The organism is Terribacillus sp. 7520-G (assembly GCF_002271665.1).
Taxonomy (GTDB): Bacteria; Bacillota; Bacilli; order Bacillales; family Amphibacillaceae; genus Terribacillus.
Map to the genome: position 1 here is coordinate 1 of NZ_NQFP01000001.1, position 24,388 is coordinate 24,388.

General features: G+C 46.7%; 19 protein-coding genes and 2 pseudogenes. 8 read left to right on the forward strand and 13 right to left on the reverse strand.

Going from position 1 to position 24,388, the window contains the following annotated elements; genetic code table 11:
* Nucleotides 1-23 precede the first annotated feature (23 nt).
* The 3 genes from CHH53_RS00005 to CHH53_RS00015 are packed head-to-tail and all read left to right on the forward strand — an operon-like array spanning nucleotide 24 to nucleotide 3,054.
* Entirely contained in the window at nucleotides 24-797 is a 774-nt protein-coding gene (locus CHH53_RS00005; protein ID WP_095214070.1) for a hypothetical protein, read from the forward strand.
* Entirely contained in the window at nucleotides 794-2,023 is a 1,230-nt protein-coding gene (locus CHH53_RS00010) for a glycosyltransferase family 2 protein (protein ID WP_095214071.1), read from the forward strand. The genes CHH53_RS00005 and CHH53_RS00010 overlap by 4 nt, the downstream gene beginning before the upstream one ends.
* Nucleotides 2,020-3,054 (forward strand): hypothetical protein, encoded by a 1,035-nt coding sequence (locus tag CHH53_RS00015; RefSeq protein ID WP_095214072.1) that lies wholly within the window; start codon nucleotides 2,020-2,022, stop codon nucleotides 3,052-3,054. Before CHH53_RS00010 ends, CHH53_RS00015 begins: the two co-directional genes overlap by 4 nt.
* Nucleotides 3,055-3,068: 14 nt before the next feature.
* Here the strand turns inward: CHH53_RS00015 and CHH53_RS00020 are convergent, their stop codons facing one another.
* The 8 genes and pseudogenes from CHH53_RS00020 to CHH53_RS00055 form a co-directional block, all read right to left on the reverse strand.
* Nucleotides 3,069-3,716: a hypothetical protein gene (locus tag CHH53_RS00020; RefSeq protein ID WP_095214073.1), complete on the reverse strand. Its 648-nt coding sequence runs from the start codon at nucleotides 3,714-3,716 to the stop codon at nucleotides 3,069-3,071.
* A gap of 113 nt (nucleotides 3,717-3,829) precedes the next feature.
* Complete coding sequence (locus CHH53_RS00025; protein ID WP_095214074.1) at nucleotides 3,830-5,950, reverse strand: RNA degradosome polyphosphate kinase; 2,121 nt, start codon at nucleotides 5,948-5,950, stop codon at nucleotides 3,830-3,832.
* Nucleotides 5,951-6,037: 87 nt separating this feature from the next.
* Nucleotides 6,038-7,585, reverse strand: coding sequence for an exopolyphosphatase (gene ppx, locus CHH53_RS00030; RefSeq protein ID WP_095214075.1), 1,548 nt, complete (start codon nucleotides 7,583-7,585; stop codon nucleotides 6,038-6,040).
* Between the two features lie 106 nt (nucleotides 7,586-7,691).
* Nucleotides 7,692-8,402, reverse strand: coding sequence for a hypothetical protein (locus CHH53_RS00035; RefSeq protein WP_095214076.1), 711 nt, complete (start codon nucleotides 8,400-8,402; stop codon nucleotides 7,692-7,694).
* Nucleotides 8,399-8,794 carry an SMU1112c/YaeR family gloxylase I-like metalloprotein gene (gloA2, locus tag CHH53_RS00040; protein WP_198946011.1) on the reverse strand — a complete coding sequence of 132 codons (396 nt, stop codon included), beginning with the start codon at nucleotides 8,792-8,794 and terminating at the stop codon, nucleotides 8,399-8,401. The genes CHH53_RS00035 and gloA2 overlap by 4 nt, the downstream gene beginning before the upstream one ends.
* Before the next feature lie 90 nt (nucleotides 8,795-8,884).
* Entirely contained in the window at nucleotides 8,885-11,422 is a 2,538-nt protein-coding gene (locus CHH53_RS00045; protein WP_095214077.1) for a LuxR C-terminal-related transcriptional regulator, read from the reverse strand.
* Between the two features lie 260 nt (nucleotides 11,423-11,682).
* Nucleotides 11,683-12,258: a class D sortase gene (locus CHH53_RS00050; protein ID WP_095214078.1), complete on the reverse strand. Its 576-nt coding sequence runs from the start codon at nucleotides 12,256-12,258 to the stop codon at nucleotides 11,683-11,685.
* A gap of 44 nt (nucleotides 12,259-12,302) precedes the next feature.
* A pseudogene (locus CHH53_RS00055) lies at nucleotides 12,303-12,692 on the reverse strand (hypothetical protein); the annotation flags it as partial.
* 25 nt (nucleotides 12,693-12,717) lie between these two features.
* Here CHH53_RS00055 and CHH53_RS17530 point away from each other — a divergent pair.
* The 3 genes and pseudogenes from CHH53_RS17530 to CHH53_RS17745 form a co-directional block, all read left to right on the forward strand.
* Nucleotides 12,718-13,008: pseudogene (locus CHH53_RS17530) on the forward strand (hypothetical protein); the annotation flags it as partial.
* A 116-nt stretch (nucleotides 13,009-13,124) separates the two neighbouring features.
* Nucleotides 13,125-15,308: a UDP-N-acetylmuramoyl-tripeptide--D-alanyl-D-alanine ligase gene (locus CHH53_RS00065; RefSeq protein ID WP_095214079.1), complete on the forward strand. Its 2,184-nt coding sequence runs from the start codon at nucleotides 13,125-13,127 to the stop codon at nucleotides 15,306-15,308.
* Nucleotides 15,309-15,313: 5 nt separating this feature from the next.
* Nucleotides 15,314-15,445: a hypothetical protein gene (locus CHH53_RS17745; RefSeq protein ID WP_255374682.1), complete on the forward strand. Its 132-nt coding sequence runs from the start codon at nucleotides 15,314-15,316 to the stop codon at nucleotides 15,443-15,445.
* Nucleotides 15,446-15,615: 170 nt separating this feature from the next.
* Here the strand turns inward: CHH53_RS17745 and CHH53_RS00070 are convergent, their stop codons facing one another.
* Both CHH53_RS00070 and CHH53_RS00075 read right to left on the reverse strand, forming a co-directional pair.
* Nucleotides 15,616-16,959, reverse strand: a complete 1,344-nt coding sequence (locus tag CHH53_RS00070) for a UDP-glucose dehydrogenase family protein (protein WP_095214080.1) — start codon at nucleotides 16,957-16,959, stop codon at nucleotides 15,616-15,618.
* 197 nt (nucleotides 16,960-17,156) lie between these two features.
* Nucleotides 17,157-17,675, reverse strand: a complete 519-nt coding sequence (locus CHH53_RS00075) for an RNA polymerase sigma factor (RefSeq protein WP_158221428.1) — start codon at nucleotides 17,673-17,675, stop codon at nucleotides 17,157-17,159.
* Nucleotides 17,676-18,024: 349 nt separating this feature from the next.
* On the opposite strand from CHH53_RS00075, the gene CHH53_RS00080 reads away from it, so the two are divergent.
* Entirely contained in the window at nucleotides 18,025-18,645 is a 621-nt protein-coding gene (locus CHH53_RS00080; protein WP_095214082.1) for a LysE family translocator, read from the forward strand.
* Here the strand turns inward: CHH53_RS00080 and CHH53_RS00085 are convergent.
* Complete coding sequence (locus CHH53_RS00085) at nucleotides 18,622-19,914, reverse strand: amino acid permease (protein WP_095214314.1); 1,293 nt, start codon at nucleotides 19,912-19,914, stop codon at nucleotides 18,622-18,624. The two genes, CHH53_RS00080 and CHH53_RS00085, sit on opposite strands and share 24 nt — an antisense overlap.
* 443 nt (nucleotides 19,915-20,357) lie before the next feature.
* On the opposite strand from CHH53_RS00085, the gene CHH53_RS00090 reads away from it, so the two are divergent.
* Nucleotides 20,358-22,007, forward strand: coding sequence for a Na/Pi cotransporter family protein (locus CHH53_RS00090; RefSeq protein WP_095214083.1), 1,650 nt, complete (start codon nucleotides 20,358-20,360; stop codon nucleotides 22,005-22,007).
* A 396-nt stretch (nucleotides 22,008-22,403) separates the two neighbouring features.
* On the opposite strand, the gene CHH53_RS00095 is transcribed toward CHH53_RS00090, so the two are convergent.
* The gene (locus tag CHH53_RS00095; protein ID WP_233134711.1) at nucleotides 22,404-23,351 is read right to left on the reverse strand and encodes an LCP family protein; all 948 of its coding nucleotides are present in this window, start codon (nucleotides 23,349-23,351) and stop codon (nucleotides 22,404-22,406) included.
* 859 nt (nucleotides 23,352-24,210) lie between these two features.
* Nucleotides 24,211-24,384 carry a CpsB/CapC family capsule biosynthesis tyrosine phosphatase gene (locus CHH53_RS17535; RefSeq protein WP_233134718.1) on the reverse strand — a complete coding sequence of 58 codons (174 nt, stop codon included), beginning with the start codon at nucleotides 24,382-24,384 and terminating at the stop codon, nucleotides 24,211-24,213.
* Nucleotides 24,385-24,388: the final 4 nt, after the last annotated feature.

The following is a 24,388-nucleotide window of genomic DNA, read 5'->3' on the forward strand; positions in this document are numbered from 1 at the left end:
ATACAAAAGAAAGTAGGTATTGCATGCAACTACGTATCTTGCTGACATGTCTGTTTTTGAGTTTGATAGCCTTATCGTATACAACCTCCTCCACGATACCTGCTGTTGATGGCTTGATTTTGGTTTTGGCCATCTTTTCCATCCATGCCGGAAGCTTTACCAGACAGTTCGTGACGCTGCTATCGCTAAGTCTTGCCTTTGGCTTCTACTTACTGTTCGATGCGTTATTTACACATGTATCTCTCCAGGATCAGATTCATTTCATGCTTCGTCATATTTTCGTGACGGCGGCGATCATCTTGATCTGGCTCATCTATGGAATCACCTCCCGCTATCAATCTGAAAATATAGCATTAAAGGAACGGATCCAAACACTTGAAAAATATGCCGGTTCCACCAATCTGCTGACAGAGTCCGAATTCCAAAGCCGTGTGAAGCTGATCACCACCGGCACCAGACGCAGGAATGAAAGCAATCATTATCTCCTTGTCTCGATTTTGACACCTGCCGGAAAACCCGAAACGCTTGCGTCCCTATCCCACACCATAAGTGAGGGTATCTTAAGCTCCATCCGTGCTGAATTCGATTTGGTCACCCAAAGGAATCCCGAGCAGTTTCTTGTTTTCCTGCAGAATACAAATGAAGCGGGCTGCCATATCGTGGTGGAAAGGTTGAGGAATAAGCTTCGTGATCAATTCAACTTGATCGATCCTCCGCTCTTATGTGAAATCATGAAAGAAGAAGACATGGATGAGGGGACGGAAATGGACCGTCCGTTGGAAGGAGCTGTGAGATGAAGATAATTCTGATAGCAGTCATTGCCTTTTTCTGGATTCTGCTCATTTATTACTCCATCCTTACGATCGCCGGGGTCCTTCAGCGATTACAAAAGAAAAATGGCATCACCTTACCTGCTTATCCTTCGGTGGCTGTCTTGATTCCAGCACATAACGAAGGGATAGTGATCAAACAAACCTTGGATGCCATGCTTCGCCTGAAATATCCCGGGACGCTGGATGTCTATATGCTGGATGATGCCTCCACTGACGATACAGCCGACATCATCCAGAAATTCAGCAGCACCTTTTCACGGATCCATTATCTGAAGGTTCCTCCTGGATCACCGAAAGGAAAATCCAGGGTATTGAACTATGGTCTGTCGGTAACGGAATCCGATTACTTCATCGTATTCGATGCAGATAACCAGCCTGATGAAAACAGTGTGATCGAGCTTGTACACGCTGCCGAATCCACACCCGAGGCCGGCGGCGCAGTAGGTTATGTCAAGACAATCAATGCGCATCGGAACATCCTGACCAGGATGATCTCCATCGAATTTCAAGTATTCCAGCTCTTGATGCAAAGCGGCAGATGGAAAATGTTCAAAACTGGTTCCCTGGCGGGGACGAACATGCTGCTCAGGAGAAGTGTCCTTCGGGAAGCTGGCGGCTATGATGTGTATGCTTTAGCGGAAGATGCGGAGCTGACGGTAAGACTGACATCCCTTGGATGGAAATTACCTGTCGTCCATCATTCCAGGACATGGGAACAAGAGCCTGAAAAGATAGGCATTTTTATCAGACAGCGCACTAGATGGCTGACAGGCAATATTTATTTGTTGGAGAAATCATTTCATGAATGGCGATACTGGAAGGGACGGACATTCGTCCATAGCTTGCAGCATGTCATGACGTATCTTTTATTCGTACTGCTGCTGCTGTTCTCCAATATATGGTTTGTCCTCAACTTGCTGGGGGTCGATCTGCCTGATTTCGAGTCGCCGCTGCTGTTGTTCTGGTTCATGAGCTATGTGGTATATACCGCCCAAATCATCAGCGCGATGGTGCTCGAAGGAACAATCACGCCATTCAATGTCCTTATTGGATTGATAATGTATTTCACATATGCGCAGATCTTCCTGCTCCTGCTTTTGCGGAGTGGCGTAGCCTATCTATGGAGCCGAGTGACCAGGAAAACCATGCAATGGGATAAGACGGAAAGATTCAAGGATGATGCTGCATGAACAGCTATGCTGTGAAAGGGACCATACTGTTGATTTGCTGCATGGCATTGTTTCTTAACTTCTCCGCCTTGCCCGTTACGGAATCGGTGACCCGCACTGTCGAACGCCACTACCAAAACAGCGACAGGCTGATCAGCAGCTATGGGGATGAACGACGTGATAGCAGCCCCATCCTCCTTGAAAGTATGGGTCAATATATGGAGTATTTGTTATTGGCCGATGATCAAAAGGGATTCGAGGAGCAATTTCAGCTGCTGCAGGAGCATTTCGCAGTGGAACAAGCGGGAGAAATCCATCTGAAGTGGCAGATCGGGGAAAACATCTCCACCAATGCTTCCGTGGATGATTTCCGGATAATAGAGGTGCTGATGGCCGGCGGGGAAAAATTCCATGATGCGGCCTATACCGACCTGGCAGAACAGATTTGGGATACCATGATCCGCACGCAGCTCACGGATGGCCTTATCACGGACTTCTATGATAGATCATGGAAACAGCAATCTTCCGAAATGCATCTCAGTTATTTAAATTTCACTGTATTGGAAGATATGAGGGCGCCTAATTTGGAAGAATACAAGCGGATACTGAGGGGTGGCCAGACAGACACACCTTTTTTTATCGAAATCTATCATCCCCGGGACAAAAGCTATCATACGGCTGATCCAGAAACGGTAAACATGATCGATCAATTCCTGATTGCAATGCAGTATGTGAAAAGCACAAATGAAACACCAGCGAAATTCCATGACTGGCTGCAAAAACAAGCGAAAGCAGATAATGTTCTTCATGGACGCTACAACCGGACTACTGCTGCACCAGCATCCAGCTATGAATCCAGCTCGGTGTATGCGCTGGCTGTACTTTACAGCTTGGCTGTACATGATCAGGAAATGGCTGATGAATGGTTCCTCAAGCTGCAGAAGCAAGCACCGATGCAGGCGTCTCCATCCTATACGGATATTCATTTTTTTGATTACATGTATGCCTCCTATGCAGCACGGCTTTATGAAGCAGGACGGAGCAGTCATTGAGGACTGCTCCGTTTTTATCCTTTGATATAAGCATATAGCTCCTGCGTCTCCAGCTCCGCACCGAATGCACGCGTCGCCCCCCAGATTTTATCCACCTCGGCACCATTGATTTCGGCATCCATGTCATGAAAGATCCGGTGCACATATCGCAGGCTGTTCAAATCCGCGCTGTCTGCAGCGATTCGCATGAAGGCCTCGGCGTTCCACATATCATTCACTGCTTCCGATGGAGCGAATCCTTCCGTGCGCAGACGTTCCACATCATCCTGCAGCTTTTGCCATTCATCTGATTCGGCCAGATAAGCAGTGTCTACATTGTCGATATGCCCCCAGCCGGTCAGATCATTCAAATAGGCATGCTGATCACTGATGATCTGTTTGACAAGCTCTTCATCCTGATAAGCAATCGGTTCATCATATTCCTCATAAGAGAACGTAGAGAGGAAATCCTTCGTACCACCAGTCAGTTCCTCCAGCTGGGAAGCTCCTTCTCGTTTTATATCTTTATCCTTTGCTCCCTCTGGCTGCTGTGATTGCACCGGCGGCACGCTCTCTTTCCCGCTTGCCGAATTGTCTTCTTCCTGTGCTAGGAAGAAGTAGACACCAGTACCGACTATTGCAAGTAAACCAATACTTAGTAACGTAATGTAAAATGCCTTCACTGCTTTTCGCCCCTCTGCCGGAAGTGTTAGAAAAGTGCCAGTCTATATTATAGCAATGATTCCCAGCAGTTTTTGTCGAAAAGCAAAAATAGGACGCTGGCTGCGTCCCATTTTCATTCCTCGTCTTCCATTACATGGTGATATGCTTCATTGAACAAAATCAGCTGGCTATCGATCAACTCCTCCTGATCAACGCGTTTCACATAATGATAGACGCCGTTTTCATCCTGTTCCCTTGCTTTGCAGTTATCCTGCAGCATCACAGCGAGGATACCGCGGATCCTGCGCTTGATCGATCCGTTGAATATAGGGAAAAGGATCTCCACTCGCTTCTCCATATTCCTTGTCATCATATCGGCCGAAGACAGATGGATCTTTTCCTCCCCGTTATGGTGGAAGTAATAGATTCGTGTATGCTCCAAGTATCTTCCGACGATACTCCGCACCTTGATATTCTCACTGATACCCTTGATGCCGGGGCGAAGGCAGCAAATGCCCCGGATGATCAAATCGATCTTCACACCGGCGATCGATGCTTCATATAATTTTTGAATGATCGGTTTATCGGTGATGGAGTTCATTTTCATGATGATACGTCCATTACCATGCTTTTTATGTAAACGTATTTCTTCATCGATCATGCCGATCATATCCGAGCGAATGTCAAATGGCGCCACCGAAAGATGATGGAAGGTGGGCTTCTCGGTATAGCCGCTCAAGTAATTGAAGAAATTCGTCGCATCGATGCCGAATTTACGTTTGGAGGTAAACAGCCCCATATCCGTATACAGCTTGGCCGTCTGATCATTATAGTTCCCCGTTCCAAGATGGACAAAGCGCTCGATCCGGTTATGCTTTTTCCGCACGACAAGTGTGATCTTGCTATGCGTCTTCAAATGCGTCATCCCATAGATGACATGACAGCCGGACTTTTCCAGCTCCTTTGCCCACTGCACATTATTCTCCTCGTCAAAGCGGGCCTTCAGCTCGAACAAAACGGTGACCTGCTTCCCTTTCTCGGCTGCACGCTTCAACGCGTCTATGATGGGGGAATCCCCGCTCACCCGATAGAGCGTCTGCTTGATGGCCAGCACATCGGGATCATCCGCCGCCTTCGAAACGAAATCAACGACGGGTTCGAATGATTCATACGGATGATGCAGGAAAATATCCCGGTCATTGATTGCATCAAACAGATTCTCATCGGTCCCGATTTCAGCTGGCGGCTGCGGGATGAGTGTTTCATAGACCAGATGCTCCCGCCTGGCAGCCACTATTTTGTAAAATTGCATCAGGCTTGTCAAATCGATTGGTCCATCTATTTCATAGACATCTTTACGGTGGATATCCAATATATCCGTCAGGTAAGTGACCATTTTATAGTCATACTCCCGTTTCGGGATTTCCAGCCGGATAGCCGCTCCCCATTTGCGCTTCTTCAGTTCTTTCTCGATCACTTTCAGCAGGTCGCGGGCACCTTCTTCATGGATGGTCATATCCGCATTCCGTGTGATCCGGAAGACAGTGACGGACTTGATATGATAACCGCGGAATAACTTATGCATATAATGACTGATGACGTCTTCCAATAAGACGAAGTGAAGGGCATCTTCCTCCGTGTCCTCCAGCTGGATGAAACGATCCAGGACAGCCGGCACTTGTACGATGGCCGTTTTATGCTGGGATGCCTCATCGGCTTCATGCTCATCCAGCAAAGATACCGCAAGATTCAGACTCTTGTTCAACAGCATCGGGAACGGACGATACGCATCGATTGCCATCGGTGTAAGGACAGGGAATATCTCTTCCTCGAAGTATGTTTCCAGGCGCAGCAGTTGCGCGTTCGACAGCTGCTCCATCCCCAATAGCTCCACCTTCTCTTCCCTCAATTCGGGTATGATGATATCCTGGAACAAACTATTCTGCATCTCGACGAGACGATGCGCTTTCGCTCCGATTTTCTGGAGCTGCTGTTTCGGTGTCATGCCCGCTTTGTTTTCCGGACGGTTGAAGCCGGCCTTCACCTGGTCTTTCAAACCTGCTACACGAACCATGAAAAACTCATCCAGATTGGAACTGAAAATCGATAGGAACTTTAGCCTTTCCAACAAAGGGTTGCGCTCATCAAGCGCTTCCTCCAGCACTCGTTCATTAAATGCAAGCCAGCTCAACTCTCGGTTATTGTAATTATTCGGGTTATTCAAATCCACCCGAAGCTGTTCCTCTGTTCTCAATTTCCATGCACCACTTTTCGACAATATTCTATCAATTTTAGTATATCAGCAGCTAATCATGAGATTTTATGAAGTTTTTGTAATTTTTTAGCTTATATTGGAATGTGCATCTTCCCGGAAAACAAGCTGAATATTTCGCCGCAGCTGTTTTTCGAGATGCTTCTTCTGTTTTTCGACTTGGTACTTTTCTGCCTGCCAGTCCTTATTGCATGTCACGATAAGCACCAAATCTCCCCCTTCATCCTGCAGCTCGATGCCCGCGACGATATTCCGCTTTGTCGCATGCAGGCTGTTGGCAAGCTTTATGATGGCTCCCAGCAAACGATAATGGGCCAGCTCCTCCCCCTTGAACCAGGATCGGAACACTTCTGCATTCCGATTATAGAAGGACTTGTTCTTAAAGGACGCCAGCAGCGCCAGGATGATTCGATCCTTATGCAGCAAACCATCGATCGTCCGATTGGCAAGGAGGTAAAATGTATGCTGGTTTCCGGATTCCGTATCGATATAAGCCCCGATATTATATACAAAAGCTGCATACCTGACGAGGAACTTATCGTTTGCATTCCATTCCGCAAGATCAAGGCCCTCCACCAGCTCCGCCAGCTGCAAGGCTGTCCCCTGCCGCTCCAGCGCATGCGCACGGTCAATCTCGAAATCCTTCGCCAATTCCTCGAAGCTGCGTTCCAGCACATCGGCGAACAATGTCATCTGATCCCGGCGCCTGAGCACCTCATAGAGCAAACCATCCCGCAAGCCTTTGCGGCTGAGGACGAAATCCGTCGTACCTACGATATCAAGCAGGCAGCGGAATACTTGCATCGCCGGGAGGATGATATCAGCCCTATCCTTCGAGAGGCCATCGACCTTCTGCAGTTCCGCAAAGTCCAGCGGAGCAAGCTCTGCTTCCATATCCTCGATATCCTGCTTCTTCATCTTGTATTGATGCAGTCCTGCTAAAGGATAGCCCACCTTTTCCTGGTGTATTTGGACCACATTCCGTGCGCTTCCGCCGATGGCGATGACAGGCAGCTGTTTGTCCGCCAGCCATTCCAAGGTCTGCAGCTGCCCGTATACATACGTATGAATCTGATCCAGCTCCTCTGCTGTCGGCTTATCCCCGGCGACAAACTGCCGCTTCAGCGACAGGGCCCCGAATGGGAAGCTATGATAGAACTGCAGCTGCCGATCCTTGAAATATGTCAGCTCGGTACTGCCGCCGCCGATATCTATCGTGATCCCATCCTGGAATGGCATGCTGTTCGTCACTGCCAAGTAGCCTAGATACGCTTCTTCATAATCCGAAAGGACCCGGATGGTGAAGTCCGTCTCTTTTGCCACCATATCCAATATATCCTGCTGATTCTTCGCATGCCGAACCGTAGCAGTCGCCACACAGGTCGTCTCTTCCAATTCATAATAGCGTGTCACTTCCTGGAAGCTGTGCAATGTCTTAAGCAATATCCGGATCCCTTGCCCATCAAGGATTCCTTCTGCTGTCAAATAATTGCGCAGACGCGCGACGACCTTTACATTCTCTTTTTCTTTGATTCTTCCGTTCTTGTCACGCAAATATACGACAAGACGCATTGTATTGGATCCAATATCAATGATGGCATAGTACCTTGTTTTCATAACTACTCCCCTCATGTGAAAGCCTTTCTCTCCATATTACCCATAGAGCAGCCAACATAACATAGTCGCTAAAAGAAAAGCCGCACAAATGTGCGACTATACGGCATCATCCAACTGCCTGGATTTCTTCATCGTCTCCGGCAGGGACATCGGGCTCAGGCTCTGGTGCAGGCTCTTGCTCCTGTACCGTTTCCTCGTCCGGCTCATCCTCAGCCGGCTTCGGGGTTGTATCAGGTTTTGCTGCTGGTCCTTCCTTTTCTTCAGGAGGGGCAGTCGCTGGATCTGCCGATTTTTCCTCTTCCGGCTCTTTGGAAGATCCATTGCTGCCGGAACTGCTGCCTGATGATCCCCTGCTGCCTGAAGTTCCGCCGCCGCTATAGCTGCCGGAACTGCCAGAGCTGCCGCTATAACTCGGGGAACTGCCTGATGATCCGCCCACTGGTGCAGTATAGCTCGGGGCAGGTGCTTGGTAAGTGGAATCAGAGCCATCGACTTCTTCCGTGTCATCTTCTGCGATGACTGGTTCTTCGGTCGTCAGCACTTCCTCTTCCTGTACCTCGGGTTCTGGTCCGGCAGCTTCCTTTTCTTCATCTGTGATCATTTCTTTCTGAAGGGCAAATTCCCCTTCGATGTGCTCGGCTTTCAGTTCCTTAGGCTCCTCTGTCACCTTTGCCTTGGCAGCATAGGATTGCTCTTTCTGCTCATTCGCCTTCAGGGAATTGCTCGTCACCGATTTGTTCTGTACATAGAAGAAAGCAGAAACTGCGATACCAAGGAAAACGATGAATGTCCCAATCAGCATTGTCTCCTTTTTCACACCGAGGCCCCCTCTTCATACAGCTCGATCGGCAAGCCATCCGGATCCTGGAAGAATGTGAATGCTTTTTCTGTAAAAGGATCGACCCGGACTGGCTCCGTCTTCACACCCATGTCCCGAAGACGGGCCACTTCTTTTTCGACGTCATCCACGGAGAATGCAAGGTGGCGCAATCCCGCTGCTTCCGGATAACTCGGCCGCTCCGGAGGATTCGGGAAGGAAAATAGTTCAATGACGTAGGTATCTCCGAGGGCAAGATCCAGTTTATATGAATCACGCTCCTCACGGTACACTTCCCGAATGATCCGCAGCCCCAATATTTCGGTATAAAAGCGTTTGGATTCTGCATAATCCGAACAAATGATTGCAATATGATGCACAGCCTGCAGCAAGGTGCCGCCTCCTTCCGCATTTTCCATTTCTTCCATTCTACTACAAAAAAATCCTCCATTCAGCATAAATCCGCAAATATCATTGCTTCTTTACAAAATAGCGGAGAAATCAAGACCAGCGGCAATTTCCTTCGCTTGCTTGCGATTTTTCACACCAAGCTTTTCATATATCCGGTGGAAATAGACCTTGACGGTACCGAGTGATAAATCAAGCTCCTGGGCTATCTCATTGTTCCGTTTGCCAAGCTGCAAGTGATAGACAAGCTGCAATTCCCTGGTTGTCAGCCTGCTTTGCAGCTTTTGATCATCGGTTTCCTCGGACCAATACGACAGGATCTGTTCCACATACTTCTGCTGCCTTTTCGCCACACTGCCTGATGACAGCAGTTCATGCAGCATATCGCGCACCGTCTCGCCGGCCCGCCAGAAGGTGCGCAGATATTTATGATCAGCGCTGAGACGCAGTGCTTCTTTCAAGGAAAGGAGGGCTTGCTGCTTATCAGCTGGATACAGCAGTATCGCTTGGATGATATGCAATTCGATCCCTGCACTGATCCGATTGCTGAATTTGACAAGCGGCAGCAGCTTCTTGATATATCTCTGTGTTGCTTCGACTTCACCGAGTGCTGTATAAGCCCATATGAGGGTCATGTATTCAAACAAGGTTTTTTGTTCAATCGGAGGCTCCTGCATGAAAAACAGCGTCAGCCAATTATGTATCCTTTTCGTATCACCTTGATCGATCGCTATATGAATCCTTGCCGCTTCTGCTTTCTTGAACCAATCTGCCGAAGCATTGCTCCTTGTCAGCATGTCCTTCAGCCTGTTCAGCGTCACCTTGGCCGATTGTGCATCACCTTGCTGCTCCAATTCATGACGGGATTTCAATATGTATGCAGGGACGAGCAGACCTGGCAATCCGAATAAATCCGCAATGGACAACGCTTTTCCCAAGTGACTTTTCGCTTTGGCCGACATTCCCCATTCATAGGCAAGCTCGGCCAGACTCAGATGATAATAGCCGCTGAACACGGATTCGCCTGAAATCGTGTGCGCCAAACTTTCATAGACACGCTGGACCGCCCGCAAATCACCGCCTCCTCCAAGCGGGGAATGAAGGATGGTGGCGTCATGCCGATTATAATCGAAGGAATGTGAAAAGTATCTGCTGGAATCCTTACTGTATACCAGTGCCTTGCTGGCATAATCCATCGTACTTTTCACATCATCCTCCAATAGGGAAATGAAGCTTTTCAATGTATACAAATCAGCAAAATGCCGTTTCTCTTCCTCTTCACTGAACTGCAATTCGCGGCGAAGCAGCTGCTCCTCTATCATATGGGCATGCCGCTGGGCCACCTTCGGCTGATAACGGAGGCACTCCACCCAGCCATAGATGATACCAAGTTCCATCTGGTAAATATATTTGCGCGGCAGCTTATTGATCCATTCCTGCAGCTGATCGATGCGCCCTTCCTGGAGAAGGCGGGGAGCTGCTTTGATCAGGAGCTGTCTGACACGTGTGTGATCACCAGCCTTCCAAGCATATTGAATGGCCGTAAGCAGCATCTGCTCATTTTCATGCCAGATACTGGCCCGTTTATACAATTCCTTGACATCGATATTCTGCATATCGAGCATTTCTTTCAAATATGTACGGAGATGCTTGTTATAGGTGAACCAGCCCGGCTCATCCTGCAGTTCATTCAGCAAGCCTTGATCCCTTAATCTTCTCATCACCACGCGGCCGCGCCTTGTACCGGCAATATAATCGCATAAGCGAACATGCATCACATTCAAGATGGAGGTGGACAGCAAGTAATTCCGCTCATTTTCATGCAGACTATAGACAATTTCCTGTATCAGCTGCCTTGCGACCATGACATTCGAAAACATCAGCTCGGAATAATCCTCCTGGAACTGCTCGTACATGTGGATCAGCTGGATACCGGCAGCCCAGCCCTGCGTCTGCTGCATGATATCCCGGACTGCCGCTTCGGTCGGCTCCTTTTGCAGATGATTCCTGATGTACGATGCGATCTCTTCTTCTGTAAAGATAAGATCGCACTTTGTTATTTGCAGTACCTGACGCTGCCGCGATAGGCGTTTTAAAGACAGGCCGGGAAAGAACTGCCCCGAAACGATGATGTGGAATGTATCCGGCATCTCTTCCAATAATGTTGTCATTTCATATAATTCGTTGGAATTTGTCATCAAATGAAAATCATCGATGATCAATGCACCGGTGACTTGATGATTACGCAAGCAAGCACACCATGTTGCAATGAAATGAGTCGGCGAATAGGAAGCAGACTGTATGATATCCAATAAATTTTTCCGATCCTGTTCCGGCAAACCTGGCATATGCAGGATCAGCTTCTTCCAGAAAGGGACTCGCTGGATATCTTCTTCCTCCAAGCTGACCCAGCCCACGTCCAAATGCGTCCGTGCTGCCCACTCCTGCAGCATGGTCGTCTTGCCATAGCCGGAGGGAGCCGTCACCGCCGTCAGCTTACATGTCTCGATCCTCGTCCAGACACTGCCGGGCTTAATCCGTTCTATTCTCATTTGACCGACAGTTACAGCCGATTTTGTCACTTCATTCTGACTAGCTTGTTGTTCCTGCATCACTATCAACCTTTTCCAGCTTTGTTGTTTCAATTATAACAAAACTCGCAGAATTTTGTGGTGAAATCTAGCACTTTTGTAACTGCATTTACAATTTTTAATAGTATAATAGATTCATTTCCACACAGAAAAAAAGCACCCTGCAGTGCAGCAAGGTGTCCACCCGTCAAAGTTCCTGACATTTTGTTTCCATCACGCGCTGATTCCAAGCAAAGGAACGCCGACAGTATCCGCTGCCGGCTGAATTTTGTCATGACTGATCATGATTCGGCGACAGGATAAGCGTAAAAGATGAACCTTTCCGGTGCGCTGCCCACGTAGTGAAATGGATAGCAAGTAGTGACTACCAATACTTCCTCCCCCATTTTGCGAATCACTGTTGTATCATCCTCGGGTACGATGTCGGTGCTTTTGATTTCATAGGTGTAGGTACCATAAGGCATCTTCACGATAAATCGATCTCCCAGCTCCAACTCGCCGAAGCTCCGGAAAACAGTATCACGATGCCCCGACAAAACAATTTGTTCCTTTTGTCCAGGATATACGGAATCGGTCAGATGTCCGACCCCTTTATTCAAATCATCTGGATCCGTTCCTTCTATGATAGGTAAGGATTTTTTTAATTTAGGGACTTCCAAAATGGCAAAGGCTTCATTTTCTTCCGCTTTAAAATCTGCGATGGAGGGCTCGTCGATGGCCTTCCCTTCTTCATTTATTTTTTCTTCCGCTTCAATGAAGGAATGGTTTTGTTCTTGCTTTTGCGTAAAATATTGATAACCGAAGACCGCTAGCAATATGACACTTGCCAGGATAAGACCATTTCCAATTATCTTCACGATATTACCTCCCGATCAAGATGAATGGCATCCGCTTATTGCCGTCATGACTGCTTTGCCCCTGCATATCGCTGATAGTAGGCGCAGTAGCCTGACAAATAATGCTCGATGTCATCTATACGGGCGCGGAAAGAATGGTGTCTGATGAAGAAGCTGCCCAGTATGCGGCCAGGGTTCTTGCAGTACATGGCCAATTCCGGATAAAAGTGACCGTTCCGCTGATATTCCGCTCTTTTATGAATCGTATTTTCCAATTTTTCCTCATCGAAGCTGTCCAACAGATCGCTGTGTCCTGTTTCCTTCAGGCGATCGATCATTTTGCTTGTTGCCAGGGTCAGCTCTAAAAATGTAGGGAAGGTGGTATTCCGATGATAGATGAAATCCAGCTTATCGCTTACATTCTTCAATCCGAATTCAAAATATCTCCGCTCTGGTTTAGCGGAAGTATTTGATGACTTTTCCTATCTACCCCATGCCCAAAAGCTTGCGCAAGGGATTTTGAATTTGCAGCTGGAAAATGGGGAATTCATGCATGTGCTTCACTATCCATCCCTTCAAGTGAAAGAGAGATTCCGTATCATTTACTACGATGGAGAAGCAGCATTTGCCCTGATGAGACTGTACCGGCTGGATAAGCAGCAGAAATGGATCGATGCTGTGGAAAAAGCATTTGATCACTTTATCGAGAAAGATTACTGGAAGAATCATGATCATTGGCTCAGCTATTGCACGAATGAATTAACAGCGTATGCCATTTTTATACAGGGAAATCCATTACATCAAAAGACTTTTTATGTAAGATTAGGAATAGCAGGAGGCACAGAGGGTATTCCCTCAAAAGTTCGCTGATAGAAAGGATTTTGGAGATGGGATACAGTTTACGTGAGATACAGGAAATATTGGATGGATATTATTGGAATGATGACAGCAGCAAGGATTGCTTGATTACTAACTTTGAAATCGAACCAAGACATTTTCAGCCCGTAAAAGGGAACTGCTTTATCTCCATTTCCAAAAAAAGATGGGAAGCTGCCCACAAAAACAAACAAACACAATGGGTGGATGGAAACAAAAGAATATTGGGCCATTCTGAGAAATGCAGTTTAATCATCACGGAAAAAGCCATTCCAGCATTGAAGGACTCGATCCCTCAATTGATCGTCAAGGACAGCTACCGGGCTATTTCCCAGTTAGCCAAAGCTTCCCGAAAGAAAATGACGAATCCCGTAATCGGGATTACTGGATCCGTCGGCAAAAGCACCACCCGGCTTTTATTCGAGCATTTGCTGAAAGAGGAACATACCCTTGTAGCCACCAGGGGCAATCATAATACCCAAGCCGGCGTTCCGTTATATGGTGCGAAATTATGCACGAATCCCGATTTTGCGATATTGGAAATAAGCTTGAATGCTTTGAATAATAGAGGGAATCAAGCCTTGAACATCGAGCCTGACGCTTGTATCGTAACTGCCATAGGGGAGGCGCATTTATCCACCCTTCACTCGACAGCGAACATAGCACGGTTCAAAGCGAGGATCTTTGAAGGCTTGAAAAAAGATGGCTTGGCAATCATCAACCAGGATATCGCTGCCAAGGAATTTGATATTCTTTATGATAAAGCGAAGCAGAGAACGGATCGAATCAGGACATACAGCATGACAAGCAGCGAAGCAGACCTTTATCTCAAGCATATCGCCAGTGATAAATATGTCACATCCGCCACTGTCTGCTATCGGGGGGATGAGTACGAATTCCAGATGAAATTGGCCGGAAAAGGCACCATCGAGAACACCCTGGCCGTATTATTATACTTGGGTGAAAATGGTTATGATCTGCAGCACTTCATTCCGAAATTATTGCATTTCAAATCACTGGACCGAATCATGGAATTAAAAACACTCACTACCGCCGATCAAAGATCCGTCGATATTCTCGATGATTCCCATAATGCTTCCATACCAGCAATGGAGAACGCCTTGGACACTTTTCGTACCAGACAAAAGTTTTACAAGGGCAATAAGATATTGGTCTTGGGGCAGGTTGCAGACTTGGGTGAAAACAGTCAGCAGCTGCACGATAAGCTCCTCCCAAAAATTTTGGATGCAGGATTTGACTATGTGTTTGGGCATGGCAAATATATGAGACAGGTGATCAAGCAAATTCCTTCTTCCAAGGTAGGCGGCTGGTTTAATAACGCACACGATCTAGCAAGAAGAATCCCGTTATATTGTTCTGATGACTCCCTCATTTTGCTTAAAGGTTCTGTATCGGGAAGTGACTTTCGCTTAACGAGTCATTATCTTCCGGAACAACTAAAACAATCCAGCAGACAAGCCATCAGTCATGAGCCATCCGAATTGGCAGAATTGCTCGATTGTTCATTCGCTGCGAGGCTTTACGATGAGGATGATAAAAATGTTTACGAAAAAGGAAACACACAGAGCCAGACAATTGACGGTTTGGGTCCCTTGCTCCTCTTGTATTCACTCCTGGAGAAAGGATTGAAAAAAGGGGAACTAACCCTGAGTGACTGGCCTACCAACAATGGCAGCAGCATCCATGGCAAGCCATTCCGGAAAGGAGAGCCTTTCCTTTACGAAGAGCTGTTGGAGGAACTATATATGACGCAGCATCCAAGTGTGATTTTTGAACTGGCTTACAGATATTTCAATAGTCGAAAGGCTGCCATGGAACAAATTTTGAAATTGGCTCAGTCTTTCCGCCTATCAGATGCAGCATCTTTGAATATCACAGGCCGGTATCGTGTCAAAGAGCAGCAATCCTATGATGTAAACGACCTATTTTTAGTCGGTTCCTCGATGCGAAAGAAAGGCATGGAGCAGCAATTGCCAACAATAATGAACCCCGCTTCAGCTGATGTGAGAGGCATCATCTTTGGTTCAGAAAGAAAGAGCTGCCTCGCCTTCCTGAACGGATTCATGTTCTGTATCATCGGGGCAGTATCTTCCCAGCAGATAGTGGAGAATATTCTGGAACTATATGAGCAGGCCGAAAAGAAATCATTGATCAAGACTGGCTTAAAAGGGTGAACGCAATGCCGGAACAGGAGCGTAATAAAAACGAAGAAGCGGAAGCTTTAAAAAAACTGAATGAAGAGATAGAAGAAGAATTGCTCACATATAACAAGGATGAGGAGAGCGCCGACCATAAACCGAGTACACACTAGAGACGTATATTTGACATGATCATGATCAGCGCTTTATGTCTTTTCATTATGTTTAATCTATTCATGATCGTCGGCAGATACTTCCTGCACCCTTGAATGGATCCGCCAAAATGAAAAAGAGGCAGCCGTCCCACAATGGACAGCAGCCTCCTTTCGTTTATCTTATGTGATTAATTTGCTGGCTGATTTGATTTCTTCGCACGGATGACAGAAGGTCGTCCAATGCTGTGATAATCGATATTCGCTGTTTCCACATAGCTTAACGGATAGCAGTTGCGGCCATCGATGACGATCGGCTGCTTCATTTGCTTTTCAAAGACAGTCAATGGCAAGTCTTTGAATTCATCCCACTCTGTCACGATGATCGCGACATCGGCATCCTTTAATGCTTCCTCCGTGCTGGCTGCATAATGCACAGTCTCCGGAAGCAGACGCTTCGCATTTTCCATCGCGATCGGGTCGAATGCGGAGATGTTCGCACCAAGCTCCGTCAATTTCCGTGCCAAGACGATGCTGGCTGATTCGCGCATATCATCGGTGTTTGGCTTGAACGCCAGGCCGAGCATGGCGACTTTCTTGCCTTCCAGTCCGCCGCGTACGACCATTTGGGCGATATCAACCGGAATTTGCTGCTGCTGATTATTTACATTGATGACGGATTCCAGCAAGTCGAATTTATGATTCACGTCACCGGCGATCTGAACAAGAGCCTTCGTATCTTTCGGGAAGCAGGATCCGCCATAGCCGATGCCGGCATTCAGGAATTTGTCGCCGATCCGTTTGTCCATGCCCATTCCCTTGGCAACATCCTCGATATTGGCCCCTAGCTTGCCGCAAATCGTACCGATTTCATTGATGAAGCTGATTTTCGCTGCCAGGAAGGCATTGGATGCATATTTGATCATTTCGGCACTCTCGATATCCGTACGGAATACAGGAACGCCAAACGGCTTATTGATTTCTTCGATCAAATCCGCTGCAGCCGGGCTTTCCGCTCCGATCACGATCCGGTCGCCATAGTATGTATCGTAGACAGCCGAGCCCTCCCGAAGGAATTCCGGATTGGATACAACCTCGATTTGCACATCGCGATCAAGCGCTTCGGTAATCCAATGCTTCACAAGCTTATTCGTACCGACCGGCACCGTACTTTTCGTAACGACAACGGCTCCTTTATCCGACACATTGGCAGCGATGTCTTTTGCCACCTGCTGCACGAAGTCAAGATTGGCAGAACCGTCCGCCCTTTCCGGTGTACCTACTGCTATATAGATGGCATCCGCATCCTTGAAAGCGACGCTGTGGTCAGTCGTGAAATGAAGATTGCCCTTTTCGATATTTTTGGTCATCAATTCTGCCAGACCCGGCTCATAAATTGGAGATAAGCCTTGGTTCATTTTGGCGACTTTCGCTTCATCGATATCCACGCATGTTACATCATGTCCGATATCCGATAGTGCCACTCCAGTCACTAAGCCTACATATCCTGTGCCAACAATTGCAATTTTCTTCATTTTTACGATCCCTTCTTATTTCGAGGTGTATAAACACTTCTGTCAAGCTATAAATCAAACTGAATACTGTTGCGATAATGATAATAGTTTACTATAAATTATCCAATTTGCGGATATTATTTACATAACTTTTTCATTAATTTTACATTTTTCATGTATATGTAAAGGGTGCATGAAGATGCACCCTTTGTCATTCCTTATTTACCTCGGCATTCCATAATGAACGGCTGTTCCTTCAGCTTCCTTTTCGCTTCCCTTCCCCAATTTTTGACGGCATCTTCGGTTGTGTCCTCGATATGGGCAATTTCCTTGATCGTCAAGTCATGCTTGATTTTCCAGTACACCCATTTATATTGCTTATCCGTCAGGAGCTGCTTGATTTTGTCCCAGAATTCCTGTTTCTCCATCAAATCTTCTTCTTCCTGGATAACGGCAAGGGTGTGGGTTTCATTGATGAGGAGGTCGACTTTTTCTTGTTCGCGGATGATTTTTCTGAGGTAGTCGATCAGGCGGAAGCGGATCATTCTGCTGACATAGGCATTAAAATCCCCTTTCGTTTCGTCATACCCATTACAGGCAAGGAACAGTGCCATGATGCCTTCCTGGAGGAACTCGTCATGCGGATCCCGGATCTTCATCCGATGGATATGGTAATGAATCATGTTCTTGTACTGATCGAGAATCAACTGAAAATCGGTATTGCGAATATCCTTCATTATCATCCACTCCTCTTGATTTTTGGGCAGAACAGCTTACGAACACCGACCCTCCTTGACATTTTTTAGGACTTTTCGTTCATCCATCGCCATTCTGTCTTATAATCGTAGTTTTTGCAAGAAAAGGGGGGATTTACCACTTTCGACATCTTGAAGCGGATAGCCCCCATTTTTACAGAAGCTTAACTGCAGGATTTGTCGCAAAAACCTGAAGCACAAAGAAAACACGCATTTTCCATTAAGAAACGCGTGTTTTCAAGGATGCATTAATATTTTGTAAAATAAAAAATCGGACTACCCTCCCCCTCCTCTGAATAGGCTGTACAAGAGAGTCAAAAGGAGGCCAAGCATGGGAAATATCCTGCACTATATTTTGTTGGGAGTCAGCTTATCCGCTCCAGTCGGACCAGTGAATGCTGCCCAAATGGAAAAAGGAATCCGCGGCGGATTCCTGCAAAGCTTATCCGTCGGCTTCGGGGCCATGCTGGCGGATATCCTCTATATGCTGCTCGTATATCTTGGGTTTTATCATGTCATCATGATCCCGATCGTCCAGTCTTTTTTATATTTTTTCGGGAGCTTCGTCTTCCTTTATCTTGGCATGGAAAGCGTTCTGAAGACGCGGACATTGACACGCGCCGGCATGACGACGGTTGCCCCGCTGCAGGGTCTTCGCTACGGATTCTTCCTTGCGCTCGTCAATCCGATCAGCATCATGTTCTGGGTGGGTGTCTATGGGTCCGTCCTTGCCAAAATCGTCGAGCAAGGCGAGGCTGACCACCTGCTGCTTTACACGACGAGCATCTTTATCGGTGTCTTTTTATGGGATAATGTCATCGCCCTTTTATCAAGCAGCCTGCGCCGTTTCCTGAGTGATCGGCTCCTGCGGCTGATCACTTTCGTTTCCGGGCTCTCCCTGCTCGGCTTTGGTATTTATTTCGGCTATTTAGGCGTGCTGCGTGTTTTCTGATTTCTTGCGCTTCACCCAAATGCCGATAAGCAGGATCAGCACGGCAAAGCCGCCGCTTACATAAAGGCCGGGACGCACTTCCGCTTCGACTGCCGTCCCGCTGATGCCTGCAAGCAGCAGGATGGCCCCGATGATTGCAGCCACCTTGCTGCCCAGCTTGAATTTTTCATTTTTCCAGGCAGAAGCCAAAATGAACAGCCAATTGTACAAAAGCAAAAGACCTGCCGCCGTCGTGATGTACTCATATATTTTCCCAGGCAATAATAGCGCCGTGATGATACTGGCAAGGAGCCCCACAGCTGCGAGCAGCAGACTCGCCAAAGGCAGGTCCTTGAATTTCAGCTTTTTGGCAAAAAGCTGCGGCGCATCCTTGTCTTTGGCCAGCATGACGAGCAGATTGGTCACGGCAAACAGCGCCGCACACAATGTAGAGAAGCCGGCGATGATGACGGCTGCATTGAACACATGCGGAAAGAAATCAAGCGGAGTCTGCTTGAGCGCTGTCACGAATGGGCTTTCATTCATTTTGAAATCATGTGTCTTCACCAGGCTGATGGCCAGCAGCAAGGAAAGGACATAAAGAATGGCAAGTCCGATCAGCATGATTGTCCCCGCCTTGGCAGCCTCTTCCTTCTTCTTCAGCTGCATCGCCATCATCCCGATGACCTCGATACCGCCAAAAGCATAAAACGCATAGATAAGCGAAGCCCATAATCCCTTGAATCCATCGTGAAGGAAAGATTCCTGGAAGGGCTTATATGTCGATTCAGTCGAAATGACATCAAATAAGACAAGGGCAGCCAACACTATGAACATGGTGATTGCAGCCGTTTTGACGATCGCGAATACATTCTCCATCTTATTGAATCCCTTCGCCCCGGTCAGGACGACGATGATGGCCAATGCGGCATAGATTGCCGAAAACACCCATAAGGGCACCTTTTCGAACCAGAACTGGCTCAAAAGCGAAATCGCAGTCAGCTGGCTTCCCATGATCAAAATATTGGAACACCAATAGCTCCAGCCGCAGCTGAATGCGGCCCAGCCGCCGAATGCCTTGCCTGCATAATAACAGAATGATCCTTCCTGCGGATCACTCGCTGTCATCTTCGCCAATGATAGGAAGACAATCAGCGTACCAATGGCGGCAGCAACAAAGGAAATGACAATGGAAGCCCCAGTCAGATGGATTCCGATCACGGAACCGAGGAAATATCCCGTCCCGATCGTGCAGCCGATGCCGATGAGCGAAAGCTGCCACCACTTCATATTCCCGGTATTCGATGTCTTGCCTTGCCCTTTATTACCTGGATGCTTTTTCAATCCGTTCCCTCCTCGTCCTGTTAGTATGAGGAGTAACGTTGGAATTATGTAAGACAGGCATGGTATGATGATACCATTGACTTATGCAAAAGGAGCGTCACCATGCCATCCAAAGGAAAAAAGACTTTCTTCTACACCATGCTCGTGCTGCTTGCAGTGATGATGATCGGTACGATTTATATCGTATTTACCGGCTATAAAGAAATGCTTGGATTTTAAAAGCTGTTCCCTTAAGGAACAGCTTTTTTCCCTTTATATGGAACCTTTTAAAATAATCCCCTTCCCTTTGTAAAGGTTTTGTAAATCCTTTCATTTTAACCTTTACACCGACTTAACAATTAGACATAATAGTCCTGTTTGCGACAGATTATAACCTTAGGGGTGAAAACTTGGATATAAATATACAGGAACTGATTTTCTCCTTTATCGGGGGATTGGGTATTTTCCTTTTTGGTATCAAATCGATGGGGGACGGTCTCCAGAAGTCGGCCGGAGATAAATTGCGTGACATTCTGGATAAGCTCACGACCAACCCATTGATGGGTGTCCTTGCCGGGATGCTCGTCACCATCCTGATTCAGAGCAGCTCTGGTACGACGGTCATCACCGTCAGCTTGGTAAGTGCCGGATTCATGACATTGCGCCAGGCAATCGGCGTCATCATGGGGGCCAATATCGGAACGACAGTCACTGCTTTCATCATCGGATTGGATGTCGGTGCCTATGCACTGCCGATCCTCGCTGTCGGCGCCATGATGCTATTCTTCTTTAAAAACAAAAAAATCAACAACGTCGGCCAAATCTTCTTCGGCTTCGGTGCACTGTTCTACGGCCTTGAACTGATGAGCGGTGCGATGAAACCGCTCCGCAGCCTGGAATCCTTCCATGATCTTACGGTTCAGCTAAGCGACAATCCTATCCTGGCTGTCGTAGCCGGGACGCTATTCACGGTCGTCGTACAAAGCTCCAGTGCAACAATCGGCATTCTGCAAGGTCTTTATACCGAGGGCCTTGTCGATCTGCAGGCAGCTTTGCCAATCCTATTCGGGGATAATATCGGAACGACGATCACTGCCATTCTTGCTTCCATCGGTGCTTCGATTGCAGCGAGACGAGCAGCGGCAACCCATGTATTATTCAACCTCATCGGGACAGTGATCTTTTTGATCCTGCTTATCCCATATACCGCCCTGGTCAGCTGGATGCAGACAGCATGGGATTTGAATCCAAGCATGACCATTGCATTCGCGCATGGAACATTCAATATTACGAACACATTGATTCAGCTTCCGTTCGTCGCGTTACTTGCCTGGATCGTCACTAAATTGATCCCGGGTGAAGAAAAAATGGCTGACTTCCATGCCAAAACATTGGATCCGGCTGTCATTCAGCAGTCACCTTTCGTTGCTTTGGGCAATGCCAAGCAGGAAGTTGTCCGCATGGGAGATATCGCTGTACAAGGATTGGAAGAAACAAGCCAGTACTTGCAGACCAAGCAAGTGAAACATGCCGACACTGCCTATCAGATCGAGGAAGCCATCAATAACTTCGACCGCAAAATCACGGACTATCTCGTCCAGATTTCTGCCGAGTCCCTTTCGCCACAGGAATCAGAAGAACACAGCGCCTTGATTGATGCGGTCAGCGATATCGAGCGAATCGGCGACCACTTCGAGAATATCGTCGAACTCGTCGAATATCAGCAGACGAACAAAGTCAAAATCTCCACTTCCGCAATGGAAGATCTGACAAACATGTTCCTGCTTACAACGGATACCGTGAGGGATGCCATGCTCTCCTTACAGAACAATGATAAAGAGCAGGCAAAAGTCGTGGTGGAACAAGAAAATAAAATCGACACACTTGAGCGCAAGCTCCGCAAGCAGCATATCCAGCGCTTGACGGAAGGCTCCTGCAGCGGCCAGTCCGGCATTGTCTTTGTAGACATCATCAGCAACCTGGAGCGAATCGGGGATCACGCCGTTAACATCGCAGAAGCTGTGCTTGGGGAATCGAAGCATATGCATGTATTAAATTAACTAATAAGAGCTCCTGGCTGTTTTGCCAGGAGCTCTGTTCATTCTCAAAAAGTATTAACCTTTGTATTCAAAAGTGTGCGTTTTTTATATCCCAATCAACTACCAAGGACAGTTTTTACATGGTTTTTCTTCCTACAACTCATTACAATCCAATAAATAAACCCAACCGCAAAGTAAAACTAAGTTATATCGATTTTCTCTTCTAGTTAATTGTTGCATCCACGCCGCCTTAAGAATATACATGGTTAATTTATTCTTCGTGACCATGCTCAAATTTTGTGTTAACGAAGACTTCTTATACATTTCTTTCATAGCTACTGAATACCACTGAAACTTAGATTAATACAACGAAAGAAACCTCTTCTTTTTAAAACACCTTAAAAGAAGAGGTCTTAATTACTGATTCAAGAAGGTTTGCGCTTCCTGAGCATTCTGTTCCAAACCGCCAACATTGAACTCCAACACAGCCCCGACATCGTAGCGGGCATCATGGTAAGTATCATCCATCGGAATGCGCATCGTCTCAATGTTTCCGGTTTTCCCACGCAGGACATCTGTACCCATCGACAATAATAGGCCATTGCGGACATTCGTGCTGACATAGCCATTGGCAATTCCAATCATTTTCGGCAGTTTAGCAACTGTCGTCACACTGGCCACTTCTTCTTTCAACTTACCAAGGACTTCCTGCTGACGCTGAACACGGCCATAGTCACCATTTGCGTCGTGGCGGAATCGACTATAAGCCAATAACTCTTTGCCGTGAAGTTTTTGCGTACCCTCCGTCAGCTGCACTCCCAAGGCTTTTTGATCCGTTGTCATTTCAGGGGTTACGGTAACTTCAATACCATCGGGTGCCACTGCATCGACAAGCTTCTCGAAGCCTTTAAAATCAATCTCAGCATAGTAATTAATATCGATACCGAAGTTTTCGGTGATTGTTTTCCGCATCAGTTCCGGTCCGCCGATTGAATAGGCAGCATTGATTTTATTATAGCCATATCCCGGAATATTCACATACGTGTCACGCATGATCGATACTAGCTTTGGCTGTTTCGTATCCGAGCTGTAGTTGGCGATCATGATTGTGTCCGCTCGTGCACTATCTTCCCCGCGGGAATCACTGCCGAGGACGAGCACATTCACATTATCGACATTCTCATCCGACCCATTGAATTCCACATCATCACTAAGATTGTTATCTGTATTCGCAGCAAGCGAAGCAGAAATATATTCATACGCAGCATAACCTCCAATTGCTAAGAAAGCGATCAGGAATACCATTATAAACACTCTGAATTTGCGAACTTTCTTTTTCTTACGTGTTTGACGTTGTAATGTCACGTTGATCCGCCTTTCTAAAAAATACCTACTAAAGATAATAGCATGAAATGCCCAGACGGAATATAGTTTTTATATTTTTTGCAAGGAATATCCAGTATAAATAATCCATTTCCTTTACATGGGCTGTTACTATCCGTTTCAACTCAAAACTGAACACCCCATCTAGTTAATATATCAATAAATTTCTGTATAGTTTTTGTCTATTTTTGTCATCCATATAAACACCGGAATTGCAGCAATGTACTCCTATACTTTTAGTAGATCTTAACAATAAGGGAGGAAGGTATCATACGATGAAACCGGAGACACGCCAACCTGTATTTGTTGGCGACAAAAGGAATTGAATATATTCCGAGATTAGTTACACATGATAAAAATATGTTTAGTTATTTCAGGCATGGACGGCATCAGTAAAAGTTGGCTCCTGGCTAAAATGAACGTATCAGATGTCTTTTTCTGGATGGCATTGCTTATCCGCAAACGCCTGCAAGTTTTATCGAATACGTCCATAGCCTTTTACACTCCTTCCATCAAGATACAACCTTAGATTTGTTGCTTCATATCCCAGCAGGAGAAAGACTGCTTTATCGATCATTTTGATGAGCTTGTCGAAATTACAGATTAGTTCATGCACTTTTTTATACCACAGCTTGCTGCTAAAGGAATTGGTATAGCAATCGCTGTACGGAAACCGCTCCCTGTTTCGGGACACATGATATTTGTAGCTAGACCTTTACCGGCATCAAGTCCAAAAAATCTCGTTCCTCAAGTAATTCGTTGGGATACTAAAGTCTCCTGTCCAGGAAGAACCTGTAACGGAATCCCTTCTTCTTGCAGCACCTCAATCAAATTATCTATACTAGCATAGATGTTCTGACGGGGAATTATAAGAATACTTAGTCTTATCATGTGGAGAAGCTACAATCGTATCTATCCCCTCAAATACAGCCTCCTCCGTCATCTTCAAACTTTCCTCCAACGTACTCGGACCATCATCCAGACTATGCAAGATATGGCAGTGAACATCTATCATCAGG